The following is a 13,533-nucleotide window of genomic DNA, read 5'->3' as shown; positions in this document are numbered from 1 at the left end:
CTTTAAAGATCTACTGAATTGTCCTTAATTAAAAAAGCATTTCAACTACTGCATTTTTTTATGACAATTTAACAAGATCATTTTACAGTTTGATTTTACACTCAAACTATAGATATTTGCAAACCATTCCGTTAAAAAAAGACATCATTTGAAATCACTTCTACGCATAATTTTAATCTTAAATATCTGCTGGGGCTCTGCTGCGCAAAATTTAAAACTAAAAATTATTGGTAAGACGACAGCAGAGACTGTGCAAATTGATTCCCTACAATATACGAGATCTCACAACAGCTTAAAAACGATCAACGAAGAAATAAATAAAGCGACAGCAGCACTATCTCAAAAAGGTTACATTGATATTATTGCCTCTAAAACTGAAAAATTAAATGACAGTAGCTACATCAGCACTTTTAGCTTGGGTGAAAAAACCGATTTCATACATATCACTGTTCCTGAAAATTTTTCTGTAAACAAAACACTTCAATCCAAAAATAACATAGTGATTATATTGTATTCTAAATTAGATTCGTTTTTAAATCAAACCATTCAATCTCTAGAAGAAAAAGGTTTTGCATTGGCTAATGTAAAATTAGAAAATATTGAAAGAGTCGAACACACGTTATATGCAGATTTAAAAGTAGAACTGACTCAGCAAAGATTGCTCAACGGAATAACAATCCGATATTCTGACGATGGGCGTAAAAATAAATTTCCAAAAGGCCATTTAAAACAAATAAATAGAAAATATCAGAAAAGATTATTCAATCAAAAAACAGTAACAGAAATTCATGAAGATTTTGGAAAATTTAGGTTTGTAAATCAGATTAAATTTCCTGAAATTCTATTCACTAAAGACTCGACCACCGTCTTCGTTTATTTAGAAAAAACCAATGCCAATAACTTTGACGGCTTTCTTGGCTTTGCAAATAATGAAAACAACAAAATTGACTTAATTGGTTACCTTGACGTAACATTAAATAATATTCTAAGTTTTGGAGAGCAACTTGCTCTTTATTGGAAAAGTGACGGCAACGATCAAAAAACATTTAAAGGTAGTTTTGAACTTCCCTATCTTTTTAAAACACCAATAGGTCTCAAAGCACAAATAAACATATTTAGACAGGACTCGACTTTCCAAAACACTAAGACAGCGATAGATTTAAGTTACTATATAAATTACTCGTCTCGTTTTTATTTAGGCTATCAAGCTACTGAATCGAGCGATATCCAAAATTCAGTTGGAACATCTATTAGTGATTTCAACAATAGTTTTGTTACTTCTAGTTTCGAATACATTAAACCCGACAGATCTGATTCGAATTTCCCAGTCGAAACCAAATTTCAAATCACGACTGGAGTGGGAAGTAGAGCCATTAGCGAAGCGCCAGAAAATTCGAGTGATAAACAGTTTACAATAAATTTACAAGCAATTCATAATTTTTACTTAAATAAGAAAAACTCTATCTATATCAACAGTCAAAATTATTATTTACAAAGCGACAGATATTTAACAAATGAGCTTTTCCGTTTTGGGGGTTTAAATAGCATCCGTGGTTTTGCAGAAAATAGTCTGGAAGCCTATTTCTCCTCAACAGTTCAAACTGAGTATCGTTATGTGATTGCTCCTACACTTTACACTCATACTATCTTGGATTACAGTATATTTAAAAATAAACCATTTTTAGACGCGGCTGACGTGACAGAAAATTTGTTTGGATTTGGCATGGGATTAGGATTACAAACCTTTAATGGATTGTTTAAACTATCGGTCGCAAATGGTCGAGCTAAAAATCAGCCGTTCCAATTTTCAAATACAATTGTGCATATTAGCTATAATGTTAAATTTTGATATTGCACAGAAATACCAATATTTATATTAGGAATGTTAACAAATTATTAAGAAGTTTGTAGAACTAATTCAAAATATAATAAAATGAAATTAAAATTAAATGGCTTCTTAATGCTATTGATAGCATTAGTGGCGCAAATTACGTTTGCGCAGGAAAGAACCGTTTCAGGAACTGTTTCGGATAATGCGGGATTACCTCTCCCTGGGGTAAGCGTTTTAATCAAAGGAACTCAGTCTGGAGCACAAACAGATTTTGATGGAAAATTTTCCATTAAAGCATCTCCCAATCAAATCTTATTATTTAGTTATATTGGGATGAAAACACAAGAAGTAGCTGCTACATCAGCTATTGTTAATGTAAAGCTTAAAGATGACGCTAATGAACTTGAAGTTGTTGTAGTAACAGCTTTGGGAATCAAAAAACAAGAAAGAGCTTTAGGTTACGCTACTTCTGTTGTTGGAAGTGACGACATAACTAAAGGTGGAAATCAGAATTTTGTAAATGCACTTGGAGGAAAAGTTGCAGGTGTGCAAGTAATTGCCTCTGGCGGAGCCCCAGGGCAAGCAAGTAGATTAGTTATTAGAGGTGGAAATAAGTCACTTACTAACTCTAATGAGCCACTTTACGTTATTGATGGTGTTCCAATTTCTAATTCAAATGATGGAAATGGTGATACGGTTGCAGGTTTTGCAAGTCCAAACAGAGCTTCGGATATTAATCCAAACGATATTGAATCCGTAACGGTTCTTAAAGGTTCTGCTGGAGCGGTTCTTTACGGGAATAGAGGTTCTAATGGTGTGGTTTTAATAACTACCAAAACGGGAAAAAATAGCAATGGAGTACCAGTTATCGAATTTACTAGCCAAGTTGCAGTTGACGAGGCTTTAGTATTACCTGACTATCAAACAGAATTTGCACAAGGTAATAATGGTGTAACTTATGCTGAAGGAGGATCGCGTTCTTTTGGACCACGCATCACAGGACAAACTGTAAACAGCGCTGGAGCTGGAGCAGCTCGAGGTTTAGGTCCACAACCTATCCAATTAAAAGCATTTAATCCAAGAAAAGATTTCTTAAATACTGGATTTACAAACAATAACAATATATCATTGTCTAATTCTTCAGATAAGTATAGCATGTTTGTTTCATTAGGAAATTCTAGACAAACGTCAATCATACCTAATCAAGGTTTTGATAAAATTAATGCTCGTTTTAATGGAAATTATAAGTTCAGTGATAAGTTTAGCGCTGGAGTTAATTTCTCTTATAACATTTCTAATGGAGACTTACCTTTTACAGGTCAAGATGGTAATAACCCTATTTTTGCCTTATTCCATACTCCTGTATCTTGGAATTTGTCAGGATACGGATTTGAAAGACCAGACGGACGCCAAATCAACTCTCGTGGCGGATCATTTGACAACCCTTTTTGGACAGTTAATAAAAACTCTGCAATAAGTGATAGTAGAAGATATATAATGAGCGTAAATTTAGCTTATGATGTTGCTCCTTGGATGAAAGTTAACTACCGATTGGGTAATGATAATTTAGTTGACAATAGAAAATTTTTTAGAGATAAGAATAGTGGAAGTGCTCCAAATGGATTTCTTTCATTTGATGATGTAACAAGAAATGAAATTACTTCAACCTTAACGTCAACGTTCAATAAGAAGTTTGCTGATAAATTTGAGGCGACATTGTTAATTGGACAGGATATAAATACAAGAACATTTAGACAAAGTGTTATAACAGGATCTCAATTAGTTTTACCTGGCATTCAAAATACCAATAACATCCAAACTTTTGACCCTGCTTTCAATTCAACAAGTAAGCGAAACCTAATAGGAGCTTTCGGGAATTTAACCTTAAGTTATAATAATTATTTATTCGTAGATATCGTTGGAAGAAATGAGTGGAGTTCAACACTTCCGCAACAAAATAGAAGTTTCTTCTATCCAGGGGCGAGTGCTTCATTTATATTTTCAGAAGCATTAGATATAAAAGGAGATGTGCTTAGTTACGGTAAATTACGCGTTGGAGCATCAAAAACCGCTCGTGATGCAGGAGTTTACTTAACAGAACAAACATTTCAGTTGGGTCAATTTGCAGATGGATTTACTGATGGGATAGTTTTCCCATTTAATGGTCTTCCTGGATATACTGTAAACAATACAATTGCAAACGCTAATTTAAAACCAGAATTTACAACAGAATATGAAATTGGTGTTGAATTAAAAATGTTTAAAAACAGACTGGGATTAGACGCTTCCTTTTTTAGAAATGTCAATACAGGTGGAATCATTCCATTAGACATTTCTCCAACTACTGGCGCTCAACAAACCATCATCAACAGTGGTGAAACAAATTCTAGAGGTATAGAATTGTCTTTACGTGGGACGCCAATCCAAACTAAAGATTTCAAGTGGGACATAAATGTTAACTTTAGTAAAATAAAATCTAATGTTGACCAAACTTTCCCTGGTATTGACAAAATATTCTTAGGTGGATTTGCTGGAAATCCTGCAATCTTTGCTGTACAAGGCGAACGTTACGGAAGCATTATTGGATCTGGTTATGCTAGAAACGACAGTGGACAAATATTAACTGATAATGATGGATACCCTCTTTTTGAAGATGGTAAAAACCTAGGTTATGTTGAGCCAGACTGGACGGGTGGATTAACTAATACTTTTACTTATAAAAATCTTTATATTTCTGCTCAATTTGATACAAGACAAGGTGGATCGATTTATAGTGGAACTGAAGAATTGTTAGATTTTTATGGAGTAAGTGCAAAAACTGCAAGCAGAGAAGATGATTACACTTTTCCTGGTGTTAATCAAACAACTGGAAATCCAAATGATGTAGTTCTTAAACGCGATGGAGTATGGTACGGTAGCGCATATCCTAACGAAGAGTACGTTTACGAAAATAACTGGGTAAAATTGCGTGAAGCTTCTATTGGATACACATTTAAATTAAACAATAGTAGTATAAAGGCTTTAGACGTAAGTCTATATGGTCGTAATTTAGCGTTATGGACGAAAGTACCTCACATTGATCCAGAATCAAGTTCTTTTGGAACTGGTAATGCTCAGGGTGTTTCGAGATTTGCTTTTCCTACAACTAGAACAATTGGTTTTAATCTAAGAGTTCAATTTTAAAAATAAAAGAAAGATGAAAAAAATAAAAATTTATGACGGAATAATAAACACCAAAAATCTTTTTGTTGGGGTTTTTGCAAGTATATTATTGCTCTCGTCATGCACAAGTGAATTGGATATAAATACTGATCCTAATGCTCCAACTGCAGTTCCTAATTCAACATTACTAACCTCTTCTGAGGTTAACTTAGGGTACATCATTGGAGGTGAAGCTACACGTATGCCATCTAATATTGTCCAGTATTATGCAGGTCATAGAGGTCAACCTAATGAATATGCTCGCTACGATATTACTCCTTCCTCTACAGATGGATTATGGACAAACATGTACAATGTGTTAATCGACTTAAAAACTATCGAAAATAACACAACTGCAACCAATGATAGACTGTATACAGGAATATCACAATTGCTGCAAGTGTACACCTTTAGTGTATTAACGGATACTTTTGGAGACATCCCTTATTCTGACGCTTTACAATTATCATCAATTTTGACTCCTGCTTATGATAAGCAAGAGGATATATACAATAATCTATTGGCACGAGTTGATTTAGGTATTGCCAATGTAACGACAAATGCAGGATCTAATCCTGGCACAGCCGATGTGGTCTATGGTGGGTCTGCAACAAAATGGGCAGCTTTTGGAAATTCTTTAAAATTACGATTATTAAACCATTTAAGTTTAAGAAGACCAGCAGCGGCACTTACTTTTTTACAAACAAACCCAACTTTGATTACTAATTCTGTAAATGATGCAAAATTAGTCTTTGGAACAAGTGCTTCTAACTCAAATCCAATCTTTCAATTTGACGAACTTTCTGGAAGAAGAGATAATGCAGTTGCGAATACCATTGTTGACAAGATGAAATCATTGGCAGATCCAAGAATTGCTGTATATTTCAAACCTATTGTAAATGGAACTCTTGCAGGGCAAGTTTTGGGAAATATTCCAGGTGATGATACTGATGACGCAGGTGAAAGTTTATTTTCAAGAACTGGATCCGCTTACGCTTCTACAGATTCACCAGTTATTTTTATAAGTGCTGCTGAAGTAAATTTTATTAAAGCAGAAATTTATTTTAGAGCTTCTGATGTAACTAACGCTACATTAAATTATAATAATGCGATTACTCAAGATTTAACATCACTTGGTTTAGCAACATCGACAGTAGCATACCTAGCTAATCCCCTTGTAACTTATAACAATACGTTACAGAGAATTATGGAACAAAAATGGATCACTATGTACCAAGGAGCATATGAATCATTTGTCGATTGGAGAAGAACAGGTTTCCCAGCACTAACTCCCTCTGTTAATAACAGAACCACTAATGCTATCCCTGTAAGATTATCATATCCTCAAATTGAGATTAATGTTAATAATGCATCACTGCAAGCGGGCCCTGGTATTCCATTACCGTATGTTTCATTAAGTAATAAAGTATGGTGGGATTTGTAATAAAATCTTAACTAATAAAAACCATCAGCATTGCTGGTGGTTTTTTTTTATATCTTTGCCACATGGAAAAAGAACATCAAATTTTTGGGATTAGAGCAATAATTGAAGCTATACAAGCGGGAGCAACAGTAGATAAAGTTTACATTCAAAAGGAAGCGAGTAGCGAACTTATGAAAGACTTAATGAAAGTGATGAAAAGAGGAAACATCAATTTCTCTTATGTTCCAGTAGAAAAATTAAATAGATTGACTCCCAATAACCATCAAGGTGCAGTTGCGACTATTTCCCCTATATCTTTCTTCGATTTGGAAACTTTAATAGAATCTGTTATTGAAAATGGAAAAAAACCATTGTTTTTAATTTTAGATCAAATCTCTGATGCACGAAATTTTGGAGCAATAATTAGAACTGCAGAATGCACTGGAGTAAACGGTATTATAGTCCAAAAAGCTGGTTCAGCACCAGTAAATGGAGACACAGTAAAAACATCTGCTGGAGCGGTGTTTAATATTCCCATTTGTAAGGTAGAACATATTAAAGATGCTATTTTCCTTTTGCAGGCCAGCGGAATCAAAACTGTTGCAGCAACCGAAAAAACAGATAAAAACATATACGATATTTCACTAAATGAACCTGTAGCAATTATTATGGGGTCAGAAGATCGCGGTGTGAACCCTTCGGTTTTAAAGATTGTCGATGAAAAAGCTAAACTACCAATGTTTGGAACCATAGGATCACTAAATGTTTCTGTTGCATGCGGCGCATTTTTATACGAAGCAGTGAGACAAAGAAATTAAGATTAAAATTGCTGCTTAGCGTCCCGAAGTCTCGGGATTGATTTCAGATTAAAAAACGAATTAGGACTCCGGTATTAATTCGTTTTTTTCGTTCGGAATAATTGTATAGCTCACAGCAACGTCTGATGAGTAATAAGTTAAAATAGGCAGCTCCTCTTTTATTGGTAAATTAGTAAAGTTTCCTTCTTGATCAAAACGCTGCATGAATTTATCATCTTGTGGATTATAGTTCGGCTGCTCCCATTCATATTTTGGTATTCTTTTAAATTCTTTGGTTTGTAAGACTAAAGTCAAAATAAAACCTGTCAACAATCCTGACAAATGGCCTTCCCACGAAATAGAATTTTTGCCAAGCACAGCGGGAGTTGGAAAGATGTACCAAACTAGTCCGCCATAAACGACAATTACAGTAAGAGAAAGAGCCGCAAGCCGAATATGTTTTGTTTGAATTCCTTTAAAAAAGATAAAACTAAACAAAACGTAAATTAGTCCGCTTGCACCAATGTGATAACTATCCCTTGCAATAAGCCATGTTATTGCACCAGAAAGCGCTATTCCAAAGAACAAAACTTTTATTGATTGTTTACGGTAAAAAAATTGTAAAGCTGCTAACAATGCAAAAAGCGGAAGTGAATTATTATATAAGTGTTCTAAATCTGCATGGATGAAAGGACTAAACAATATGCCTTGCAGACCGGACAAAGTTCGAGGATAAATACCGTTTTGAACAAAATCAAAACCAAATTTAATTTCCAACCAGAACACAAACCAAATGATTATGATAGAAAACAGCGGTAGTGTAATTACAGCATTAGTGAATTTAAAATCGTTGTCCATTATTGATTTGAATACATAAGTTAATAATTACTCAAAAACTCAACCAAAATTAAAATGATGCTTATTTGTCATATTAGTGTGAAAGTTAAACAAAAAGGATTACCCAGCTTTCCAAAATATATCACAAATTAATATTCTCAAAATTAATCGTGAATCTTTTATGAGGCTTTGGCAGCAACCGAAAAAATAAAGAATAATTTAAATTTAGATTGTTTAATTTCGCAAAGTCTGTACCTAGATTTCAGACAACAATCAAATAATATAATTTTTAAGCTTTTTACCAATGGAAGCACCACTTGCCGAAAGGATCCGTCCACAAAAACTCGAAGATTATATAAGTCAGTCCCATTTAGTAGGACCTGAAGGCTCACTCACACAGCAAATTGCAAAAGGAATAATCCCTTCCTTGATTTTATGGGGACCGCCTGGAACTGGGAAAACAACTTTAGCTCAAATCCTTGCTCAAGAATCAAAACGTCCTTTTTACATTTTGAGCGCTATAAATTCAGGTGTGAAAGATATTCGAGAGGTTATCGACAAGGCAAAGCAAAGCGGCGGTTTATTTACGACCAAAAATCCCATTTTGTTTATTGATGAGATTCATCGTTTTAGTAAATCGCAACAAGATTCGCTTCTAGCTGCAGTTGAAAAAGGATGGATTACATTAATAGGGGCAACAACAGAAAACCCCAGTTTTGAAGTGATTCCTGCACTACTATCTCGCTGCCAGGTTTATGTTTTGAATGCTTTTACTAAAAATGATCTCGAATCATTACTACAACGAGCAATGACCACGGATACTTACTTATCTACTAAAAACATAAAATTAAACGAAACAGAAGCCCTACTGAGACTTTCCGGCGGAGATGGACGCAAACTACTCAATATTTTTGAACTCGTCATAAATGCATCCAATGAAGACGAAATAATTATAACAAACGATCGCGTTTTTGCTTTAGTACAGCAAAATACTGTTTTATATGACAAAACGGGCGAGCAACATTATGACATTGTTTCCGCTTTTATAAAATCTATTCGCGGTAGCGATCCAAACGGCGCCGTGTATTGGCTAGCCAGAATGATTGAAGGCGGTGAAGATGTAAAATTTATAGCTAGAAGAATGCTAATTCTTAGCAGTGAAGATATAGGAAATGCAAATCCAACTGCATTTATCATGGCCAATAATACGTTTCAGGCAGTTAGTACTATTGGCTATCCAGAAAGCCGAATTATTTTGAGTCAATGTGCGGTTTATTTAGCAACATCAGCTAAAAGTAATGCGTCTTATTTAGCTATTAGAACAGCGCAGCAATTAGTAAAACAAACTGGCGATTTGCCCGTTCCTATCCATTTGCGAAACGCACCAACTAAATTAATGAAGGAATTAGGTTATGGCGAGGAATACAAATATTCGCATGATTACTCGAACAATTTTGCAGAACAGGAATTTTTACCTGAAACCATCAGTAAAAAACCAATCTATATTCCTGGAAATAATTCAAGAGAAAACAGCATTCGCGAATTTCTAAAAAATCGTTGGAAAGATAAATATGGATATTAAATGATGCAATAATTTTTGCTAACTGATATGCGTTTTTAAAATCCAAAAAGTAGCATTTTGCTTTTTTTTAAATAAGTCAAAAGAAAAATCTTTGAACATTGTACTGAAAGCATTATTCTAAATATTCGAAAATCGACTAAAATTTTACTGCAACTTTTTCCGAAATCAATTCGTCGTTTTGATAATATTCAAAATACCAATGATTATCCTTTAAAATTAGCGACCCTTGAACTGAATCCCTTATTGCAATAAAAGAATTAGGCTGGGAGGTTTTCATCAATTTCATAACTACTTTTGGCGTGCTGTCGATCAATTGAAAACCAGTAGGTGTGGCTTGAGCATAAAGTAAGTTTGAATCTTTTAAATCCACATTAGAGGTTTGAACCGTATTTTGGAATTGTGTTGTAGCAACTGAGTTAACAACCTTTTGTTGTATTACCATTGATTCACTTTTCGCACTAACCCCGCTGTATTTATATCGCAAAGCATAAACTGATTGAAATGCTTGGTTTAAAGCTTCCATGTATGCAAGTTGGAAATCCTTCTCCTTGCTTTTTCCAACAATGGATTTGAAAATTACTTTGTCATTACAATCTTTCAGAGTAAGATATAGTTTTGTGATTAAAAAACCACCTTCTTTTTCTACATCGGCGTAAAGTAAACTACAGCGATCGCTGTAATCAGCAGTTAAATTTTCATTTTTATAAAAAGAAACAAAACCGGCTTTGGTGAGATTAAATTTGGTAGCCGTATTCAAACGATATTGATTTTCACTTTTCAAAAATTTGTACTGTAAAGGAATTATAACCGCCTTATAATCATTTACTGATTGAGCGTAATTATAACTGCTTGTAAACACGAGTAATGCTAGAATTAATTTTTTCATATTTTGATAATATTTGGTTTTTATTGGAATATCAAATTCGCATACCTTCTTTGGAGAAGACCAAAGCCAGGTAATACTCATTTCATATTTTATAAATAATTTTTGAGTTCTAATAAATGGTTAATTTGTTTGATATGCGGCTCTACTGGAATATTACTTTCATTAAAAAAAATAGCTTTTAAACCAGCATCTAAAGCTCCTTGAACATCTGCATCTAAACTATCGCCAATCATAATGCTATTTTCTTTTTTGGCTCTAGCCAAATCTACAGCATAATTAAATATTATTGGATTTGGTTTTTTTACGCCAGCCAGTTCAGAGTTAGTAATTGTATGGAAATAAGATCCAATCTGAGCATTAGTAATTTTTTTAAACTGCACTTCTGCGAAACCATTAGTGATAATATGTAACTTATAATTGGGTTTTAAATACTCTAACAACTCAATTGCACCATCAAAAAGATGATTGTTTTCGGGTAAAAAATGAATGTACTCGTTTGCAATATCTTCAATTTCTTGATCTGAGATAGAATATTTAATTGCATCAAAGGAATGTTTCAAGCGATTATAACGCAATTCCTCATGTGTAATTTCATCGTGTTGATATAATTTCCAACAGGCCTGATTTATTGGAACGAATTTTTCAATGAACTGTTGCACTTTTATAGTCGGAAGTTTCCTTTTAAATATTAGTTCAAAAGTCAATCCCGAATTTTTGTCAAAATCCCATAACGTATGATCTAAGTCAAAAAACACGTCTGTTATGTGTGTATGTTTCATTTTCTTTATTTAAAATATTCCTTCATCTACAAAGCTGTAATAATTAGTTTCAGTTATGATCACATGATCTAAAACTTTTATCTCTAAACTTTCCCCAGCTAATTTTAATTTACGTGTTATTTGTTTGTCGGCGTCACTTGGAATTAAAGCTCCTGATGGGTGATTATGACATAGAATTAATCCAGTTGCACCCAATTCTAGCGCCGTTTTAAATACAAGCCTAACATCAACCAAAGTTCCCGTTATTCCTCCTTTGCTCAGTTGCGATTTTGAAATTACTTTATTCGAATTATTCAAATAGATAATCCAAAACTCTTCATGAGGCAACTCACCAATTATAGGTTGCATGATTTCAAAAATAATTTTGCTTGAAGTTACTTTCTTGAGCTCAACTATATCTTCTGCTCTTCGACGTCTTCCTAATTCTAAAGCAGCTATAATCGAAATGGCCTTGGCCTCTCCTATTCCCTTGAACTGCATTAATTGAGACAATGATACTTTTCCTAACGCGTTCAAATTATGATCTACACTAGCGAGAATTCTCTTACTCAAATCAACGGCTGATTCATTCCTACTTCCTGAACCTATCAAAATTGCAATCAATTCCGCATCACTCAAAACACTTTTGCCTTTTAGCATTAGTTTTTCTCGCGGTTTATCATCTTCGGACCAATTGGTAATAGGGAAAAAGGAATTTTCAGCCATATTGCTACTTTTAAATTAGTTCATATTAATACCATTACTTTACCATCAATTCCTTTACCTCATCAAAATTTAAACCCCCATAATTTCCCGAACTCATTAACAACAAAGCTGAATTTTCAAAGTTCAGATTGAACAAATAATCTTTAAATTCTACCGGATTAGTGTAAATTATTAAGTCTTTACGATTAAAAGCAGTAGCAATTTGCTCATAAGTCACTTCTTCTAATTGTTTTATTTTTACCGCATCTGGAGAATAAAAAACAATTGCGACATCAGCATATTCTAATGCACCTTCGTATTCTTTGAGGAATTCTGCATTTAAACTACTATAGGTATGAAGTTCTAAACAAGCGATTAAAGTGCGGTTTGGATACTGTTCTTTTACCGCTTTTGTAGTGGCTGCAACTTTACTAGGGGAATGTGCAAAGTCTTTGTAGGCGACTTTTTCTTTGCTTTCAGCTATTTTTTCTAGACGTTTGGACGCACCTTTAAAACTAGCAATGGCTTGATAAAAATCAGCTTCATCGACTCCCATACTTTGACAAATCCATTTGGCGCCAGCCAAATTATTTAAGTTATGCGCTCCAAAAACTTCAATAGGCATATCACCTTCAGGAGTTTCAAGCAATGTTATTCCATCTTGAACTGAATATTTGGGCGTATGATAAGCAATTTTACGGATTGGGTTTGTTGCGGCTTCAGCAACACGTTTTACTTCTGGATCATCTTCATTATACACCAGAATTCCACCATTTGTTATTTTGCCAATAAAAATTTCAAATTGTTCTACATAATTCTCGTACGTTGGAAATACATTAATATGATCCCAAGCAATACCCGAAATTAACGAAATATTAGGTTGGTATAAATGAAATTTTGGTCTTCTATCGATGGGCGAAGACAAATATTCATCTCCTTCTAAAACAATGAAATCATTCGTTTCAGTAAGATGAACCATATTATCAAAACCTTCTAGTTGCGCGCCAACCATATAATCAACAGCAATATCATGGTAGTGCATCACGTGTAAAATCATCGATGTAATCGTAGTTTTCCCATGAGAGCCTCCTATTACCACGCGTGTTTTATTTTTAGACTGTTCATACAAGAACTCAGGATATGAGTAAATTGTAACTCCTAATTCCTGCGCTTTTAGTAATTCTGGATTATCTGCTTTTGCATGCATTCCTAGAATAACTGCTTTGACATTAGTTGTTATTTTTTCTGGAAACCAACCTAATTCTGCTGGCAAAATTCCTTTTTTATCTAACCTAGATTTTGATGGTTCAAAAATAGCGTCGTCGCTTCCTGTAACTTGGTATCCCTTATTGTGCAATGCTAACGCGAGATTATGCATGGCACTGCCGCCTATTGCTATAAAATGAAGGCGAAGCCCCCTAACCCCGGAAGGGGGAACAACTACATTGTCGTTGATGTTGGAATTCATAATGTAATTTAAGATTGTTTAAATTTTATTGTATCGCTAAGGCAC

The 13,533-nt window shown here is 34.1% G+C and carries 10 protein-coding genes; 5 read left to right on the top strand and 5 right to left on the bottom strand.

From position 1 onward, the window contains the following. Window positions 1–148: 148 nt before the first annotated feature. The 4 genes from BUB42_RS07835 (at window position 149) to rlmB (ending at window position 7,273) form a co-directional block, all read left to right on the top strand. On the top strand, window positions 149–1,849 hold the full coding sequence (locus BUB42_RS07835) for a BamA/TamA family outer membrane protein (RefSeq protein ID WP_073018938.1): 1,701 nt from the start codon (window positions 149–151) through the stop codon (window positions 1,847–1,849). 84 nt (window positions 1,850–1,933) lie between these two features. Beyond that, window positions 1,934–5,014 (top strand): SusC/RagA family TonB-linked outer membrane protein, encoded by a 3,081-nt coding sequence (locus BUB42_RS07830; protein ID WP_073018936.1) that lies wholly within the window; start codon window positions 1,934–1,936, stop codon window positions 5,012–5,014. Window positions 5,015–5,027: 13 nt separating this feature from the next. Next, window positions 5,028–6,476, top strand: a complete 1,449-nt coding sequence (locus BUB42_RS07825) for a SusD/RagB family nutrient-binding outer membrane lipoprotein (protein ID WP_073018934.1) — start codon at window positions 5,028–5,030, stop codon at window positions 6,474–6,476. A 62-nt stretch (window positions 6,477–6,538) separates the two neighbouring features. After that, a complete protein-coding gene (gene rlmB, locus BUB42_RS07820; protein ID WP_073018932.1) occupies window positions 6,539–7,273 on the top strand; it encodes a 23S rRNA (guanosine(2251)-2'-O)-methyltransferase RlmB in 735 nt (244 codons plus the stop codon). A gap of 60 nt (window positions 7,274–7,333) precedes the next feature. Here the strand turns inward: rlmB and BUB42_RS07815 are convergent, their stop codons facing one another. Beyond that, entirely contained in the window at window positions 7,334–8,110 is a 777-nt protein-coding gene (locus tag BUB42_RS07815) for a rhomboid family intramembrane serine protease (protein ID WP_073018926.1), read from the bottom strand. A gap of 283 nt (window positions 8,111–8,393) precedes the next feature. Here BUB42_RS07815 and BUB42_RS07810 point away from each other — a divergent pair, with 283 nt between their 5' ends. Continuing rightward, window positions 8,394–9,671, top strand: a complete 1,278-nt coding sequence (locus tag BUB42_RS07810; protein WP_073018923.1) for a replication-associated recombination protein A — start codon at window positions 8,394–8,396, stop codon at window positions 9,669–9,671. A gap of 136 nt (window positions 9,672–9,807) precedes the next feature. Here BUB42_RS07810 and BUB42_RS07805 read toward each other — a convergent pair whose 3' ends face one another. Genes BUB42_RS07805 through BUB42_RS07790 form a run of 4 tightly spaced genes read right to left on the bottom strand, consistent with a single transcriptional unit; the run spans window position 9,808 to window position 13,488 of the window. Continuing rightward, window positions 9,808–10,638 carry a hypothetical protein gene (locus BUB42_RS07805; RefSeq protein ID WP_244533902.1) on the bottom strand — a complete coding sequence of 277 codons (831 nt, stop codon included), beginning with the start codon at window positions 10,636–10,638 and terminating at the stop codon, window positions 9,808–9,810. An 8-nt stretch (window positions 10,639–10,646) separates the two neighbouring features. Beyond that, window positions 10,647–11,336 (bottom strand): YjjG family noncanonical pyrimidine nucleotidase, encoded by a 690-nt coding sequence (locus tag BUB42_RS07800; protein ID WP_073018910.1) that lies wholly within the window; start codon window positions 11,334–11,336, stop codon window positions 10,647–10,649. Window positions 11,337–11,345: 9 nt separating this feature from the next. Next, window positions 11,346–12,041: a RadC family protein gene (gene radC, locus BUB42_RS07795; RefSeq protein ID WP_073018908.1), complete on the bottom strand. Its 696-nt coding sequence runs from the start codon at window positions 12,039–12,041 to the stop codon at window positions 11,346–11,348. 34 nt (window positions 12,042–12,075) lie between these two features. Next, a complete protein-coding gene (locus tag BUB42_RS07790; RefSeq protein WP_073018905.1) occupies window positions 12,076–13,488 on the bottom strand; it encodes a UDP-N-acetylmuramate--L-alanine ligase in 1,413 nt (470 codons plus the stop codon). Window positions 13,489–13,533: the final 45 nt, after the last annotated feature.

It is taken from the genome of Flavobacterium micromati (assembly GCF_900129585.1).
Classification (GTDB): Bacteria; Bacteroidota; Bacteroidia; order Flavobacteriales; family Flavobacteriaceae; genus Flavobacterium; species Flavobacterium micromati.
This window is presented reverse-complemented; position numbering and strand designations above follow the sequence as displayed.